General features: G+C 54.2%; 17 protein-coding genes. 3 read left to right on the forward strand and 14 right to left on the reverse strand.

Translation table 11 applies throughout. The annotated features are described in order from the left end of the window. The first annotated feature begins 131 nt into the window (after positions 1-131). Entirely contained in the window at positions 132-308 is a 177-nt protein-coding gene (locus ACI3UA_RS04340; RefSeq protein ID WP_439723603.1) for a YvrJ family protein, read from the forward strand. 129 nt (positions 309-437) lie between these two features. Here the strand turns inward: ACI3UA_RS04340 and ACI3UA_RS04345 are convergent, their stop codons facing one another. The 13 genes from ACI3UA_RS04345 to mraZ form a co-directional block, all read right to left on the reverse strand. Continuing rightward, the gene (locus ACI3UA_RS04345) at positions 438-770 is read right to left on the reverse strand and encodes a small basic family protein (RefSeq protein ID WP_439723604.1); all 333 of its coding nucleotides are present in this window, start codon (positions 768-770) and stop codon (positions 438-440) included. Continuing rightward, entirely contained in the window at positions 767-1,471 is a 705-nt protein-coding gene (locus ACI3UA_RS04350) for a DUF881 domain-containing protein (RefSeq protein ID WP_439723605.1), read from the reverse strand. Before ACI3UA_RS04350 ends, ACI3UA_RS04345 begins: the two co-directional genes overlap by 4 nt. 31 nt (positions 1,472-1,502) lie before the next feature. Continuing rightward, positions 1,503-2,231, reverse strand: coding sequence for a cell division protein FtsQ/DivIB (locus ACI3UA_RS04355; RefSeq protein WP_439723606.1), 729 nt, complete (start codon positions 2,229-2,231; stop codon positions 1,503-1,505). A gap of 24 nt (positions 2,232-2,255) precedes the next feature. After that, positions 2,256-3,191 (reverse strand): D-alanine--D-alanine ligase family protein, encoded by a 936-nt coding sequence (locus tag ACI3UA_RS04360; RefSeq protein WP_439723607.1) that lies wholly within the window; start codon positions 3,189-3,191, stop codon positions 2,256-2,258. Between the two features lie 141 nt (positions 3,192-3,332). Further along, entirely contained in the window at positions 3,333-4,703 is a 1,371-nt protein-coding gene (gene murC / locus ACI3UA_RS04365) for a UDP-N-acetylmuramate--L-alanine ligase (protein WP_439723608.1), read from the reverse strand. Positions 4,704-4,720: 17 nt separating this feature from the next. Continuing rightward, entirely contained in the window at positions 4,721-5,836 is a 1,116-nt protein-coding gene (murG, locus tag ACI3UA_RS04370; protein ID WP_439723609.1) for an undecaprenyldiphospho-muramoylpentapeptide beta-N-acetylglucosaminyltransferase, read from the reverse strand. A 28-nt stretch (positions 5,837-5,864) separates the two neighbouring features. Beyond that, entirely contained in the window at positions 5,865-7,238 is a 1,374-nt protein-coding gene (gene murD, locus ACI3UA_RS04375) for a UDP-N-acetylmuramoyl-L-alanine--D-glutamate ligase (RefSeq protein WP_439723619.1), read from the reverse strand. Positions 7,239-7,264: 26 nt separating this feature from the next. Continuing rightward, a complete protein-coding gene (gene mraY, locus ACI3UA_RS04380) occupies positions 7,265-8,218 on the reverse strand; it encodes a phospho-N-acetylmuramoyl-pentapeptide-transferase (RefSeq protein ID WP_439723610.1) in 954 nt (317 codons plus the stop codon). Positions 8,219-8,498: 280 nt separating this feature from the next. Next, positions 8,499-9,887: a UDP-N-acetylmuramoyl-tripeptide--D-alanyl-D-alanine ligase gene (locus tag ACI3UA_RS04385; RefSeq protein ID WP_439723611.1), complete on the reverse strand. Its 1,389-nt coding sequence runs from the start codon at positions 9,885-9,887 to the stop codon at positions 8,499-8,501. An 8-nt stretch (positions 9,888-9,895) separates the two neighbouring features. After that, positions 9,896-11,395, reverse strand: coding sequence for a UDP-N-acetylmuramoyl-L-alanyl-D-glutamate--2,6-diaminopimelate ligase (locus tag ACI3UA_RS04390; RefSeq protein ID WP_439723612.1), 1,500 nt, complete (start codon positions 11,393-11,395; stop codon positions 9,896-9,898). 211 nt (positions 11,396-11,606) lie between these two features. Further along, a complete protein-coding gene (locus ACI3UA_RS04395) occupies positions 11,607-11,984 on the reverse strand; it encodes a cell division protein FtsL (protein WP_439723613.1) in 378 nt (125 codons plus the stop codon). 62 nt (positions 11,985-12,046) lie between these two features. Beyond that, a complete protein-coding gene (gene rsmH, locus ACI3UA_RS04400; RefSeq protein ID WP_439723614.1) occupies positions 12,047-12,982 on the reverse strand; it encodes a 16S rRNA (cytosine(1402)-N(4))-methyltransferase RsmH in 936 nt (311 codons plus the stop codon). Positions 12,983-12,991: 9 nt separating this feature from the next. After that, positions 12,992-13,423: a division/cell wall cluster transcriptional repressor MraZ gene (gene mraZ / locus ACI3UA_RS04405; RefSeq protein WP_439723615.1), complete on the reverse strand. Its 432-nt coding sequence runs from the start codon at positions 13,421-13,423 to the stop codon at positions 12,992-12,994. 252 nt (positions 13,424-13,675) lie between these two features. On the opposite strand from mraZ, the gene ACI3UA_RS04410 reads away from it, so the two are divergent. After that, positions 13,676-13,825: a hypothetical protein gene (locus tag ACI3UA_RS04410; protein ID WP_439723616.1), complete on the forward strand. Its 150-nt coding sequence runs from the start codon at positions 13,676-13,678 to the stop codon at positions 13,823-13,825. An 82-nt stretch (positions 13,826-13,907) separates the two neighbouring features. Here the strand turns inward: ACI3UA_RS04410 and ACI3UA_RS04415 are convergent, their stop codons facing one another. Further along, entirely contained in the window at positions 13,908-14,537 is a 630-nt protein-coding gene (locus ACI3UA_RS04415) for a YrbL family protein (RefSeq protein WP_439723617.1), read from the reverse strand. 259 nt (positions 14,538-14,796) lie between these two features. On the opposite strand from ACI3UA_RS04415, the gene ACI3UA_RS04420 reads away from it, so the two are divergent. Then, positions 14,797-15,639, forward strand: coding sequence for a histidinol-phosphatase HisJ family protein (locus ACI3UA_RS04420; protein WP_439723618.1), 843 nt, complete (start codon positions 14,797-14,799; stop codon positions 15,637-15,639). Positions 15,640-15,704: the final 65 nt, after the last annotated feature.

The raw sequence follows: 15,704 nt of genomic DNA on the forward strand, positions 1-15,704 counted from the left end.
TGCAAGCCGCCAGGCGAAGCAAGAGCTTAGCACCGCTAGGCACAATGAGGAGCGCAAGCGTGTTTTCGAGATTACCGCCACACCCGCTGTACGAAGATCATTACAAAAAAAGAAAGGAGAGCATCCCACTCATGGACGAAACAATTTTATCCGCCATTTCCACAGTCGGCTTCCCCATTGTGGTATCCTGCTATCTGCTGGTCAAATTCCAGGCCACGCTGGACAGGTTTTCCAACAAGGTGGACGAACTGATACTGGAGCTGCGAAATGGCTATTATTACTGCAACCACCCTGACAATGCCGCATAAGAACTCAAAACATCCCTGCCGCTTCCCAAAAGAAAGCAGCAGGGATGTTTTGTTGTCTGTTATTATGTATTGTTATTTGCAATTATCTTGCGTTGTCTGAATGGGAGTATAGAAACCTTTTCAGTACCGTCAATGCTTTTTCAAAAGGTACTGGCGGATTATGCCCAGATTGTTGAAAATGCGGAGGCCCAGTGCCAGCAGGGCCACGTAATAAAGGTCAATGCCCAGATGATCTCCTACATAAACGAGAAAGGCTGCCAGCAGTGCATTGGAGAAAAAACCGGAAATGAAAATTTTGTCATCAAAATTCCCCTCGCTGGCCGCCCTGATGCCGCCGAAAACCGAGTCCAGCGAAGCCAGCAGGGCAATAGAAAACAGCTTTGAATAGGCCACAGGTATGCTCCAGGGAAAAAGAAAGCCCAGCACAATGCCCAGGCACAAGCCCACGATTGCCAAAATCATTTCTCTGCCTCCTGCTCTGCTGCCGCCGCGGCATACTTGTACCGCATGGCATTCTTATACGCCGGAATCCACACCTTTTCCGAGCTGGCAAGCTCCATGTGAATCCCCCACACCTTCAGCGTGTCGGCAACGCCGCCGCGCATGTTGATGGCGTTTTCCAAATCCTTGATATTGCCGATGGCGCGAATCTCAAAAGGCGGAGCCGACCGCACATTGTTCACCGACACAGTAGGCCCCGCACAGCGGATTTCCGAGTTTGCCGTCAGCCGCTGTCCGTTGAGGGAAATCGCCTCGGCTCCTGCGGCCCGCAGCTCGTTGACCACCTTCAGCAAATCCTCGTCATGTACCAGGTACAGATTCGGGTCATCAGCCTTTTTCAGCTCCTGTGCCCCCTTGGCACTGTCATCAATAGTCACGATGATGCCCGGCCCCTCCAGCGCAGTACCGCCGGACATCATCAGCATGTCCTCACTGAGCTTGCCGCCGCTGCCTGACACAGCACTGCTCTTTAAATCCTGCAGCTCACTGCGCAAATCATCGTTTTCCGCTTCCAGATTCTGCAGTCTTTCGGTCAGAACCTCCACGCGCTGCAGCGGCGTGGTAGCCTTTATGTCCTGAGTTGTACGAAACTGAACTGCCAGCATAAAGCCCAGAACCATACATACGCAGGCAATGGAAAGACGCCCTTTTTCTATATGCATATCTACAGTCTCCTTATTACTGACGCAACAATTACTGGCGCAGCCGCACAGAATATACATCAAATCTTGCATCCACATAAGCGATAGGATGCTTCGTCTGCTGCAGCTCGCTGATTACACTTCTGGTCACATCGACCTTGTTTTCCAGCCCGTTCAGGGAGCCGAGGCGTATCTGTACGGAACCTGCATAGACCATCACATCCTCAGGATTGGTAATATCAATCTCCGACAGACTTTTTACTATGTTCTCACCTGCGGCATCAAGAAATTTCAACACCTTGCCGACCTGCTCATCCTCCACAACGTCGCCTACGAACAAGTCAGCCACCCCTGTGCCGCTGACCATCGGCACGGGCATGTCGCGCAGGGTACGATGGGCATCCAGCACGATGCCGCCCCTGCCCAGCTCCAGATAGCCATAATCACATTTTATTATGGCCAGCGGAACACGCTCTGAAATGCTGATATCCAGCTGGCTGGGGAAGGAACGCTGCACCACGGCCTGCTCGATGCGCAGATCCTTGGTCAGATTGCGCTTTATCTCGTCCGTCTGCAGCTGAAACAGGTTTTCTCCCAGCCTGACACCGGCTATGCGGATAATATCCTCATCCTGCACAAAGCGGTTGCCCTGAATATTTACAGTTTTTAACACAAATATGGGTGAAAGAGCGCATGCCAGTATTCCCAGTATCACAACCAGCCCGGCTAAAATGGTTGCCACAGCTCCCTGTGAAATCATCTTATGCTTTTTTCCATCCACGGCTTATCCATCCTTTTCTGCAAATCAAGGCTTATAACCGGCCATCTCCAAAATCCTGGCGCAGAGCTCAGGGAATTCAATGCCGACAGCCCTGCCGGCATCAGGCACCAGTGAGGTTTCCGTCATGCCCGGTATGGTGTTGACCTCAATGGCGTAAGGCTGATTGTCCTCGCCCAGCATGAAGTCCACCCTTGCCATGCCGCTGCAGCCGCAGACAGCAAAGGCACGCACGGCAATCTCCTTGACGCTTGTCATCACCTCTTCCGGAAGCGGGGCCGGAATGATATGGGTAGATGCCCCCACCTTGTACTTGGTGACATAATCGTACCTGCCGGTTACGGTGGTAATCTCAATAATCGGCAGTGCTTCCTGCTTTTCCTCGTTGCCCCAGACGGCCACGGTCAGCTCCCTGCCCTTGATGAACTCCTCCACCAGAACCTCCCTGTCATACTTGAAAGCCTCTGCCAGAGCCGCCTCCAGCTCCTCCGGCTTTTCCACGATGACTACGCCGATGCTGGAACCCTGGGAGGAAGCCTTGACTACGACAGGTACGCTGAATTCCTGCAAAATCTCTTCTGCCAGCTTGCGTCTGGCAAATTCAAACCTAAAGTAAGTGCGTGACTTCGGGGTCGGGATTCCCTCTGCCATAAAGAAACGCTTCGTTGCTACCTTGTCCATGGTAACAGCCGCCGCCATGACGCCGGAGCCGGTATACGGAATGCCCATCATCTCAAGGGTTCCCTGAATGATGCCGTCCTCACCGAACTTGCCATGCAGGGCGTTAAAGACAAACTCCGCGCCGCTTTCCCTGATGTCATTGGCAAAGGTGGCAGGATTCAGCTCTAGTCCCTCTGCATTGTAGCCCTTTGCCTGCAAGGCTTCAAGAATTGCTGTGCCACTGCGGCGCGATACCTCTGCCTCCGTGGACGGCCCGCCCATGACTACTACGATTTTCTTCATAAATATTCTCCTATGCTTGAGTGTAAATTTCCTGTAAGTGTAGTGCATTTTGTTCAGACTTTATTGGATACAATGTGGCTGTATCCACGAAAACCCGCTCTCGCTCAAGGGTGAACAATAGACCCATATCGATAGAACCAATTATTTCTGCAATAAATCCACGAGGGTCTCGCCGCACCTGACAATATCACCGGCGCCCATGGTCATAATCAAATCCCCCGGTCTGGCAATCGACTGGAGATACGCGGCAATCTCGTTCTTGTCCTGAATATACACCGCCTGCTGGCCGGTCTGCTCCTTTACCTCCCTGACGAGAAGCTCCCCGTCAATGCCCGGAATCTTGTCCTCCCCGGCCGAATACACATCCGTCAGCACGAGGACGTCACAGCCCTGAAAACAGCTGCCGTACTCCTTCTGCAAAAGCTGGGTACGGCTGTAGCGGTGCGGCTGGAAAGCGCAAATCAGCCGCTTCGGCTGTGTCTGGCGCGCCGCCTTGATGGTGGTGGCAATCTCCGTCGGATGGTGGGCATAATCATCAACCACCCAGATATCATCAATCCTGCCCTTGGTCTGGAAGCGGCGCTTCGCCCCGTTGAACATGGACAAGCCCTCTGCCATCTGCGCCACGGTCAAGCCCAGCTGCAGGCCTGTAACAACAGCCGCCATAGCATTGAGGACATTGTGGCGTCCCGGCACATGCAGCTTCACCCGGCCGAGATTTTCCCCCTTGTGGATTACGTCAAAGGAAGTGCCATCCACCGAGCTTTCAATATTTGCCGCCTGATAGTCAGCCTCCCAATCAATAGCATAGGAGATAATCCTCGCCTTGACCTCCTTCACGATATTGCGGATATTCTCATTGTCAAAGCAGACCACGCCGAAGCCGTCAGGGCGTATCTGATTGAGGAACTGAGTAAAGGCGCTGATGATATTCTCCATCGTGCCATAATGGTCCATGTGGTCATTTTCCACATTGGTCACAATGCCCACATACGGATAGTATTTCAGGAAAGTGCCATCGCTCTCGTCCGCTTCGGACACAAGGTAGTCACTCCTGCCCAGCCTGGCATTACTGCCCAGATAATCCACCTCGCCGCCGATGATAATGCTTGGGGATACCCCCTCATAATCAAGGGCAACTCCCAGCATGGAGGTAGTGGTGGTCTTGCCGTGGGCGCCTGCCACGGCTATTCCCTTGCAGTTATTGATGAGATAGGCGTTGACATCGGAGCGGTGCAGGCGTTTCAGCCCCAGCTTCTTTGCCTCCACCACCTCTGGATTTTCCTCCCTGATGGCAGTGGAAACCACTATCGCCTCCGCACCATGCACGTTCTCTGCCCTCTGCCCGATAAATACCCTGGCTCCCAGCTCCCGCAATACGCCTGTCATAGCAGACTCCTTCACATCGGAGCCTGACACATCATAGCCTTTTTCCACAAGAATCTTGGCCAGTGCGCTCATGCCTGCACCGCCAATGCCCACAAAATGCACTTTATTTATACCATCCAACACGAATCTTCTCTCCTTTGTTATCTGCCGCCTCTTGCCAGCTCCACAATCATCTCCGCTATGGCATCAGCCGCCAGCGGCCTGCCCAGCAGCTTGCTGGCGGCCGACATCTTGCGCAGTGCCGACTTATCTGCCAGCAGGCTGTCAATATTCTCAATCAAAAGCTCCGGACTGATATCCTTGTTGAGAATCACCTTGGCCGCCCCTGCCCTTTCCACGGCTCTGGCATTGTACTCCTGATGATTTTCCGCCGCATAAGGGTACGGAATCAGTATGGCCGGAATTCCTTTGGCCGTCAGCTCCGCCAAACCTGTGGCGCCCGCCCGAAACACCGCAATATCCGCAATCGACATGGCCTGCGGCATGTTGTACAGATACGGCACCACCTGCAGATTGCAGGCCGCCTCCAAATCCACGCCTGCCGCCCTGATGCGGTTCATAATATCCTCGTACTCGCCCCGGCCGGTGGCATGCAGAAACTGCACATCCCGCCTGCCGGCGTAGTGCTTCAGCACATTCACCATGGCGCGGTTGATGCTTCTGGCTCCGCGGCTGCCGCCTGACACCAGAATGGTTTTCCGTCCCGGCATAAGGCCAAAGGCCTCATAGTCCCCCTCCTGCCGTGGTTCCAGCACCTCGGCGCGGATCGGATTGCCGGTAAACATCACCTTAGCGGCCGGAAAATGGGCATTGGCCTCCTGATAGCCGGTGGCAATCCTGTCCACAAACCGGGACAGGATTTTGTTCGTAATGCCAGGAATGACATTCTGCTCCTGAATAAGGGACGGAATCCCCAAAAGAGCCGCCGCCATCAGCACCGGGCCGCATACGTAGCCGCCGGTGCCGATTACCACATCTGGACGGAACCTTCTTACGATGCCCATGGCCCGGCCTACGCCCTTGACCGCCCTGGCGGCACGCAAAAAGTTCTCCGGGCTGAAACTCCTTTTGAACCCCTGCAAATCCACCGTTTCAAAGGGAATTCCTTCCTTGGGGATGATATCAGCCTCCAGTCCCGCATGAGTGCCCACGTAAAGGACCTCCAGCCGGGAAACCTTCTTCTCCAATGTGCGAATCAGGGTCAGGGCCGGATAAATATGACCGCCGGTACCGCCGCCCGAAACAATAATCTTCATCTTCATATACTCCATCCAGCAAATAATGTCAGCTGCCTGCCAGCTCCTTCACCAGCCGCTTAAAATCCCTGCCTCTGGCCTCGAAGCCGTCATACATGTCGAAGCTGGCACAGGCAGGTGACAAAAGTACGGTCTGTGGCGGCCCGGCAATAGCATGAGCCGTCTTGACAGCCTCTTCCATTGAGTAGCCGGCCTCATGGATATGCTCCGCCGGATAGCCCAGCTGCAGGGCATTTTCCTTGAAGCGCGCCGCCGCATCCCCCACCAGGATAAGCTCATCCACGCGCTCCTTTACCAAAGTCATAAACTCCGTCAGATCAGTCAGCTTGTCGTCGCCGCCGGCAATCAGCACAATGTGCCCGTCAAAGCTTTCCAGAGCCTTGATGGAGGAATCCGTATTGGTAGCCTTGGAATCGTTGTAATAAGAAACCCCGTCAATGGTCGCCACCGGCTCAATGCGATGCTCTACCCCCGGAAATTCTTTCAGCACGTCGACAATCTTCGGAATCCTCGCGCCTGCCAGAAAAGCGGCGGCGGCCGCCGCCAGCGCATTCTCCACATTGTGCCCGCCCTTGATTTTCAGCTCATCGGTGCGGCAGAGGCGGCAGGTCTGTCCCTTCCAGACAATAGTCAGCCAGCCATCCTGCACAAAGGCGCCTTCCTCCAGCTTTTCCAGCCGACTGAAGAAAAATACCTGCCCCTTGGCACGGCTTGCCATATCACGGGTCTTGTCGTTGTCGTAGTTCAGCACCAGATAATCCTCCGGCGTCTGCCAGGAGAACATCTTCTCCTTCATCTGCTGGTACACCTCAAGGCTTCCGTGGCGCACCACATGGTCAGGGGTGACGTTCAGCACCACGGCCACATGCGGCCTGAAGCTGGTGGTTGCTTCCATCTGGTAGCTGGAAATCTCAGCCACCACACAGCTCCCCTCCCCGGCCTTTACCGCCTGCTCACAGAGAGGAATCCCGATATTGCCGCCCACACCGGCATTTTCATAGCGTGTCTTCATCAGCTCGCCCAAAAGGGTGACAGTGGTCGTCTTGCCGTTGGTGCCGGTCACGGCCAGAATCGGGGATTTTGCCAGCTCATAGGCGGTCTGCACCTCGGTAACAACAGGGATATCGCGCTTGTACGCCTCCTGTACCAGAGGAATCCTTACAGGCACAGCCGGGGAAAGGATGACCATATCCACCCCGTCCAGAAGGCCTGCCTCCTGCGGGCCAAATACCAGCTCCACACCGGCGGCCCGCACATCGGACAGGTCATATTTCAAATCCTGCTCCGCCTTGGCGTCGCTGAGGACTACCTTTGCCGCCCCCAGCTCCTTGGCCAGCTTGGCTGCCGCATTGCCGCTGATGCCCACACCTACAACCAGTACATTCTTATTTGCGAAATCTATCATTTCTTTGCCATATCCTTTCTAGTTTACCCTATTTTGAAAAGCAGCAGACCGGCAAGGCCGCCAATCAGCCCCCCCAGCCAGAAATTCCACACAACCTTTTTTTCCGACCAGCCCTTCAGCTCAAAATGGTGATGAATCGGGCTCATCAGGAATACCCTCTTGCCCCTTGTCTTGAAGGAGGTCACCTGAATGATTACGGACATCGCCTCGCAGACGAAGATGATGCCAATCACCGCCAGCAGTACCTCCGTATGGGTGAGGATGCCCACCGCCGCCAGCGCGCCACCCAAAGCAAGGGAGCCTGTATCGCCCATAAAAATCTTTGCCGGATGGTAATTGTATCTCAGGAAGCCCAGGCAGGCACCTGCCATGGCCGCACAGAACACCGCCAGCTCCAGCTTGCCCAGCCACAGGCAGATAAGCATGTAGGCCAGGGAAGCGGCAATCATGGTGCCGGAGGCCAGCCCGTCCAGCCCGTCAGTCAGGTTTACCGCGTTGCTGGTTCCCACCAGAACGAACAGCAGCAGGGCATAAAAGCCCATGCCTAAATCAATATTCCCGGCAAAGGGAACCCACAAATCCGTAGGCAGTCCGGCATAATAGGCCACCAGCACCGCAATGGCAATCTGCCCCAGAAGCTTCTGCTTCGCCTTCAGGCCCAGATTCTGCTTTTTTACCACCTTGATGTAATCATCGAGAAATCCCAGCAGGAAATGCCCCAGCATAATCCCCAGCGCCAGCGTCAGCTCCAGCGTCAGCGGGCAGATGACCAGCGAGGCAACCGCGATGGACAGGATAATCATGATGCCGCCCATGGTCGGGGTGCCGCTCTTGGCCTGATGGCTCTTTGGCCCTTCCTCGCGGATGCTCTGCCCGAACTTCAGCTTGTGCAGTTCGGGAATCAGACGCGGAGCCACCGCCTTCACCAGTCCTGCGGCCAGAATTACCGCCGCCAGAGGATATGTTATGTATTCCATGAAAAAATAATACCTCCAATATCGCCAGTATAGCATAACCCACGAAAACCCGCTCTCGCTTCAAGTCTGCCTCGCGTTACTAACATTCATCTATCGCATTTGCAATGCTCTGATGCAATGAAGTAACGAGGCGTGACCAGAGTTTTCTTTCGGGTTAATGCTGTACCGGCTTACTTCGTGCAATAGCCAATATATTTCTGGCAGCAGGCACGCTCTCGCCGCTAATTGCGCCTGCCTATGCTGCACACCATACTGCCTTAAATAGTGCTGTCATGAACCGTTACAGCAAATCTATTATTGTTTCCATCTTCATGCCGCGGGAGCCTTTGAAGAGCACCGTGTCCTCCGGCTGCAGTAGCTCGCGGAGCTTGGCGGCAGCCTCTTCATGGGTGTCAAAGGAGTAGACTGCTTCCAGCCCTGCTTCCCTTGCACCTCCGGCAATCTCCCTGCCCATTTCACCCAGGGTAATCAGGCCGCACACACCGGCCGCCGCGGCCTGCTGTCCCACCTTCTGATGGGCAGGCACGGCCACATGCCCCAGCTCCAGCATATCTCCCAGCACAGCGAGGGAACGCTTGCCCTTGTCAATGGTCAGCTCCTTCAGTGTAGAAAGGGAGGCCTCCATGGACATAGGACTGGCATTGTAGGCATCATTGATGATGTTATATGCACCTACGCGCCTGCATTCAAAGCGCATGCCGGTCATCTCAAGGTTCTCAAGCCCCTCAGCAATCTGCTCCACGGTCAGTCCCAGCACGTAGCCTGCCGCCACGGCCGCCAGTGCGTTGGACACGTTGTGCCTGCCCAGCATCGGGATGGAAAGCTGTCTTTGCTCCCCGCCGTCTCCGATGCGGCACTGGAAAAAGGTTCTGCCGTCATGGCTGATGAGCGCCGCCGCCTTGATATCCGCGTCATTATCAATGCCGAAGGTCACAACCCTTACGCCCTCGGCCGCCTTGTCCTTCATGGCCGCCGTATAAGGATTGTCGTTGTTCAGTATCACCGTGCCGCCGGCAGGAATCGCCTCCACCAGCTCCGCCTTTGCCCTGGCAATATTCTCAAGGGAGCCCAGAAGCTCTATATGGGTTTCCCCCACGTTGGTCACAATGCCGATTTCCGGTGCCGCAAAAGGCGCCAGCGCCGCAATCTGCCCCAGCCCCCGCATGCCGATTTCCACCACCGCGGCCCTGTGCATATCATTCATCTGCAGCAGGGTATACGGCAGGCCGATTTCGTTGTTGAAGTTGCCCTGGGTTTTCAGCACCGGAAAACGGGCGGACAGCACCGCCGCCGTCATGTCCTTGGTGGTAGTCTTGCCGTTGGAGCCGGTGATGGCCAGCACAGGAATGTGGAACTTCCTACGCCAGAAGGCCGCCAGCTGCTGATAGGCCAGCTGGGTATCGGTGTCCGCCTTGATGAGCGTAGCGCCGAGCTTCCCCGGCTGCTGGCCGTACTCACTGCTGACAAGCACACCGGCCGCCCCCTGCTCTACAGCCTGCAGGGCAAAGTCCTCGCCGTTGAAGCGCTCCCCTTTCAGGGCCACGAACAACGCCCCCGGCACAATCTTCCGCGTATCCGTCACGATATCCGTAAATTCCGCCTTTACCTGCTCAAGGACCGTCCCCCCCTGCAGGGCATGCATTACGTCATCCAATGTAAATGCTGGCATAAAATATCTTACTCCCCTTTTTTCGCCTGAGCGTCCCTGACAGCTTCAAGGGCAACCTCTTTATCGTCAAAATGAATTGTCCTGTCCTTCAAAATCTGGTAATTCTCATGCCCCTTGCCGGCAATGATGACAATATCATCCTTTTCTGCCAGCTCAACGGCACGGAAAATTGCCTCCCGGCGGTCAATAATCGCCTCATGAGGCTTGGTGCCGATTTTTTCCTCCACACCTGCCTCCACCATGTCAAGAATCCGCTGCGGGTCCTCACTGCGGGGATTGTCCGAGGTGGCCACCACATAATCTGACAGCTCCGCCGCAATCCTGCCCATAATCGGACGCTTGGTATTGTCCCTGTCGCCGCCACAGCCAAAGACGGTAATAATCCGCTTTTTGGCAATCTGGCGCGCCGTGTGCAGAATATTTTCCAGTCCGTCCGGGGTATGGGCATAGTCCACGATGATAGAAAAGTCCTGGCCGCCCCGCACCAGCTCAAAGCGTCCCGGCACAGAGGCAAACTCCTCCATGCACGCCTTGATAACAGGGGCAGGCACGCCCTCGGCCATGGCCGCTCCCACGGCCGCCATCACGTTGTACACGTTGAAAATGCCCGTAATCTGCAGTTTCAGCGGCAGCCTCGACTCGCCCACCTTTATCTCAAACTCCGCACCACCGGCCAGCACCTGAATATTCTCCGCCCTCAGCACCGCATCCTGATTGATGGCATAGGTGATATGGCGGCAGCCGGCGTGGGACAGCATATCCTGCCCGGCGGCATCATCGATGTTCACCACCGCGGTCTTGCCGTTCTTCAACCCCGGCTGTGATACCAGGTCAAAGAGGATGGTCTTGGCCTTCCTGTAGTTTTCCAGCGTCTTGTGATAATCAAGATGATCCTGTGTCAAATTGGTGAACACGGCCGTATCAAACTCGATACCGGCCACCCGGTTCTGATCCAGTGCATGGCTGGAAACCTCCATCACCACGTAATCCATGCTGGCATCACGCATCATGGCCAGAGTGCGCTGCAAATCCACCACATCAGGCGTGGTGTTGTGAACAGGCAATACCTCGTCCTCAATCATAATCTGGATGGTGCCAATCAGCCCCACACGACAGCCCATGCGCCGCAGCATGGCCCGGAGCATATAGCTGATAGAGGTCTTGCCGTTGGTGCCGGTAATGCCCACCACGCGCATACTGCGGGCAGGGTAATCGTGAAAATACGGCACGATGGCGTGCAGTGCCCGCTTCAAATCCGGCACCCGCAGTACCGCCATGCCGTCAGGCGCCTCCATCACGCGCTCCGTGATGATTGCCGCCGCACCCTTCTCCCGCGCCTGGGGAATGAACCTGTGCCCGTCCACATGAACGCCCTCCATGCAGACAAACAGCGCCCCCTCCGTAATCTTGCGGGAATCATGCTCTATATCCTTTATCTCTAAATCCTTGTCACCAATGATTTCAGCTCCATCTACCAATGCGGCCAAAGCGCCCAACGTCTTCGTCATAAAAACTTCCCTCCATACAGCATTTCAGCATACGAGCTAAATTTTAACTTATATATTATATAACCATTTCACGCTACTGTGAAGAGTTATTTACAGCAAAAAACTGGATATTGCATATCAGCATAGCCACGATACACAATACCCAGCTTTTCATAAGCACGTAAATCATTCATACACATACAGCCTTCAATCCCGTCAGCAGCATCGCCGGTCATCTGCCCTCGGCAAAATAAACATTCTCCGACACTCCCATGCCCAGCTTCTGCTCCGCAATCTGCTTGACGCGGGTCGGATTTTTCAGCTGAGCGTTGGCAATCCTCAGCTTGGCGTTCTCCGCCTCCAGCCTTACTGCCTCGGTACGCATCTGCACCAGCTCAAACCCCCGTGCCGCAATCACGCTGCTGCGCGCCGTAATCGCCACGGCGGAGACAGCCACTACCATCAGCAGAATGGCCACCTTCCTGCGGAGGTTATTACGCTTTACCACCTTGCGCCTGACGACGCGGCGTCTGATATACTGCTGATGTGTTACAGGCTGCTGGGGAAGCTCTTCGTAATACTCTTCCTCCTCAAGCTGTCTAGCCAGCATAAGCTAACCTCCCTTCCCTTAAAACTTCCTGACAATATCCATTACAAATCCATAAACGTCACTTACAGCTTTTCGGCAATCCTCAGCTTGGCGCTTTTGGAGCGGGAATTTCGTTCCAGCTCTTCCTGCGAGGCCGCCGTTCCCTTCACCAGAAGCCTTACCTCCGGCTTGTGTCCGCACACGCACACCGGCAGCTGTGGCGGGCAGATACAGCCCCTTGCCATTTCTTTCAGCACATTCTTGGCAATCCTGTCCTCCAGCGAATGAAAGGTAATGATGGCAATCCTGCCGCCCGGCTTCAGATGCGCAACCGCCGTGCGGAAGGACTTTTCCAGAATCCCCAGCTCATCATTGACCTCGATGCGCACCGCCTGAAAAATCCTCTTGGCCGGATGGCCGCCCTTGGCATTCCTGACAGCCGCCGGCACCGCCCGCTTGATGATGTCCACCAGCTCGCCGGTAGTCTCCACAGGCTTTTCCCTGCGGGCCGCCACGATAAACTCCGCAATCCGCTTTGACCAGCGCTCCTCCCCGTATTCCTTGAAAATACGGTTCAGCTCCTTTTCGTCGTAGCCGTTTACCACATCGTAGGCACTGAGCTCCGCCTGCTGGTTCATGCGCATGTCCAGCGGGGCATCCTGCATGTAGGAAAACCCCCTGTCAGCCGTATCCAGCTGATGGGAGGACACCCCCAGATCAAACAGCACGCCATCCACGCGGTCTATGCTCAGATCCGCCAGCACAGCCTCAAGATTGCTGAAATTGCTCTTCACAATATCCACACGGCACCGGCAATCCGACAGCCTTTCCTCCGCCGCCGCAATAGCCGATGCATCCTGGTCTATGCCCACCAGCCTTCCCTTTTCTGTGAGCATATCGGCTACCAGCCGGGAATGACCGGCGCCTCCCAGGGTACAGTCCACATAGATGCCATCCCTGCTCGTAACCAATCCGGACACCGTTTCCTCCGGCATTACACTAATATGATGAAACTCCATGCGAACTCCTTATATTCCCAAATCCACCAGAGTTTCCGCAATGCTGGAAACAGACGGCGTGATTTCCTCGTTATACCTGAGCCACTCTTCCTTGCCCCACAGCTCTATACGGCTGGAAACGCCGATGAGCACGACCTCCTTCTGCAGCTTGGCATGGGCGCGCAGGGTGGCAGGAACCAGAAAACGGCCCTGCTTGTCGCAGTCCAGCTGCCTTGCACCGGCGAAGAAGAAGCGGACAAAGGCTCTCGCCTCTGCCTTGGCCAGAGGAAGCTGCTTCAGCTTGTTGGACAGGTTCTCCCATTCCGAGGTGGTGTAGAGGAACAGGCAGTTGTCCAGACCCTTGGTGATAATGAAGCTCTCGCCTAATTCTGAACGAAAATCAGCCGGCAGAATGACCCTGCCCTTCGCATCTATAGAGTGCATATATTCGCCCATCAGCATACTTCCTCACCACCTTCATGGATAATGTTACCACATTCCCCCACTTTTTTCCACTTTTTGGGGATTTTTGCGGCCATTATTCGGGTTTTCGTGAAAAATGAGAAAATACGCCCAGAAAAATACACCCTCCTATAAACATAAAAATATCGTATAAGGACACAACAAAAGGGACTGCCTGACAGCAGTCCCAAAATCACAATATAGCTTTATGAGCTTGCCAGCGTAGCATACGACGGAACCTATATCACCCGCATGATTCCCATACAGCTGACAGCCGTACTCCAGCCCCTGTCCGGGCTGGGCAAAAAGGCGGCTGACACCATTACGGCACTCATCAGGAACGAGCCGTTGCCCGACCTGAAGCCACTGCCCATGCAATTCCAGCAGGGAGAAACCTGCTAAAGCAAAAAATCCGTACAAGGCTGCTATCCCCTGATAGCTTCCTGTACGGATTTTTATTTTTCCTATGACAACACTCCTGATGTCAAACCTTCCTCGTGTATTCCACCAGATGGCGGAACAGCTTCTGAGGCAGTGCCTTTGGGAAATCCCTGGCTATATCGTCCAGCAGCCGGAGAAAATAGCGCTTTATATGGCTTCTGGCAAAATCATCCATATAAAGTATCAGGGGAAACCTCGAATGAGTGCCGATATTGTCCACAATGCGCACCCTGCCATGCACATCAGTCACCATCTGCACCAGAAAATTCTCATACTCCACATTGGTGGTGATGATACGCTCTGCCAGCATGCTGCGCAGAAAGGCCGACATGCCGAACTCTAATAAATCATAGTTGGGCGCTTTCTCTATTTCCATCAGGATGTGCCGCAAATCCCTGCTGGTCTTGCCATCATAATCTGCAATCCGCTCAAATACGTAGCCGGTTCCCAGATTGGTGGCAACCTCCCCATAGTATTCCGGCAGCAGTTGTGATACAATGCCCCGTCTGGCGCGTGCCTCCCGATACTGCGCTTCCCTTCTCCAGTCCGCATCATTTTCATCGAACAAAATCTTGATGCAGCGGCTGCTGTCCCTGGGATCCAGGTACACCTTCTTGTGGCCGCCTGCCCCTATTACATAATCCTCGCACAGCATAACCTCTGTCTTGCCCACAAATAATTACCTCCACACTATAATTTCTTATAGTGCTTCCACCCCCCCGAACTTATTTTCTATCAACTGTCCGAAGGGCGCAAGCAACTATTTTATATGTTCAATTATACGCTATAACTATACGTTTAGCAAGACCGATACAATGTTGCCTTTTCGGCTGTCTTTTTTCGGTACAGCGTTATTCCCATACCGCCATTCCTGTCACTCCGCATTTTTTTATGCTAAAATAATCTAAAAAGAGCGGAAAGGGGACAATAATATGTACACAGATTACCATATCCATACGGAATTCAGCGATGACAGCCTTGAGAGGATGGAAACACACATTGAGCGTGCCGTGGAGCTTGGCATGGACGAGCTCTGCTTCACGGACCATGTGGACTACGGCATCAAGCCGGACTGGGACGAGTGGGACAAACCCTTTGAAATACACGAGGGCAAATACCATATCCTGAATGTCAACTATCCAGAGTATTTTGCCAAATTACTGCGGATGCGCCGTATCTATCAGGACAAGATGGTTATCAAGGCCGGATTGGAATTTGGCGTGCAGTGCCACACCATCCCCCGGTACCAGAAGCTGATTGAGCAGTATGGCAGTCAGCTGGATTTCATCCTGCTTTCCATTCACGAGGTGGAGGACAAGGAGTTCTGGACGGGTGATTTTCAAAAGGGGCGCACACAGGAGGAGTACAATATGCGCTACTACGAGGAAATGCTGGCCGTGGTGGAAAAATTCCACGACTACAGCGTGCTGGCCCATGTGGATTTGATTTCCCGCTACGACAAGGCAGGCGTGTACCCGTTTGAAAAAATCAAGCCGATTCTCACCAGAATTTTCCAGACTGCCATTGCCGACGGCAAGGGCATTGAGCTGAACACGTCCAGCACCCACTACAAGCTGAAGGACACCACCCCGTCACGGGATATCCTGCGGCTCTACCGTGACCTGGGCGGACGCATTATCACCATCGGCAGTGACGCCCACAACGTCGGCAGGCTGGCTGAATACGTCCCTGAGTCAATGCAGATTCTCAAGGATTTGGGCTTCACCGAATTCTGCACCTTTGAAAAAATGAATCCAATCTTCCACAAATTATAAGTTTCAGTTTTTCGTAAGGCCGTATGTGGCACTGTGGTAACATACAACAAGTAGCATTTTATTAT

Origin of the sequence: Anaerovibrio sp. (genome assembly GCF_051866355.1) — a bacterium.
Lineage (GTDB): Bacteria > Bacillota > Negativicutes > Selenomonadales > Selenomonadaceae > Anaerovibrio.

Bases quoted from the DNA above. Each gene is read 5' to 3' on its own strand.
- ACI3UA_RS04340 (WP_439723603.1), top strand. From the start codon at position 132: ATGGACGAAACAATTTTATCCGCCATTTCCACAGTCGGCTTCCCCATT.
- ACI3UA_RS04345 (WP_439723604.1), bottom strand. From the start codon at position 770: ATGATTTTGGCAATCGTGGGCTTGTGCCTGGGCATTGTGCTGGGCTTT.
- ACI3UA_RS04350 (WP_439723605.1), bottom strand. From the start codon at position 1,471: ATGCATATAGAAAAAGGGCGTCTTTCCATTGCCTGCGTATGTATGGTT.
- ACI3UA_RS04360 (WP_439723607.1), bottom strand. From the start codon at position 3,191: ATGAAGAAAATCGTAGTAGTCATGGGCGGGCCGTCCACGGAGGCAGAG.
- murG (WP_439723609.1), bottom strand. From the start codon at position 5,836: ATGAAGATTATTGTTTCGGGCGGCGGTACCGGCGGTCATATTTATCCG.
- mraY (WP_439723610.1), bottom strand. From the start codon at position 8,218: ATGGAATACATAACATATCCTCTGGCGGCGGTAATTCTGGCCGCAGGA.
- ACI3UA_RS04385 (WP_439723611.1), bottom strand. From the start codon at position 9,887: ATGCCAGCATTTACATTGGATGACGTAATGCATGCCCTGCAGGGGGGG.
- ACI3UA_RS04390 (WP_439723612.1), bottom strand. From the start codon at position 11,395: ATGACGAAGACGTTGGGCGCTTTGGCCGCATTGGTAGATGGAGCTGAA.
- ACI3UA_RS04395 (WP_439723613.1), bottom strand. From the start codon at position 11,984: ATGCTGGCTAGACAGCTTGAGGAGGAAGAGTATTACGAAGAGCTTCCC.
- rsmH (WP_439723614.1), bottom strand. From the start codon at position 12,982: ATGGAGTTTCATCATATTAGTGTAATGCCGGAGGAAACGGTGTCCGGA.
- mraZ (WP_439723615.1), bottom strand. From the start codon at position 13,423: ATGCTGATGGGCGAATATATGCACTCTATAGATGCGAAGGGCAGGGTC.
- ACI3UA_RS04410 (WP_439723616.1), top strand. From the start codon at position 13,676: ATGATTCCCATACAGCTGACAGCCGTACTCCAGCCCCTGTCCGGGCTG.
- ACI3UA_RS04420 (WP_439723618.1), top strand. From the start codon at position 14,797: ATGTACACAGATTACCATATCCATACGGAATTCAGCGATGACAGCCTT.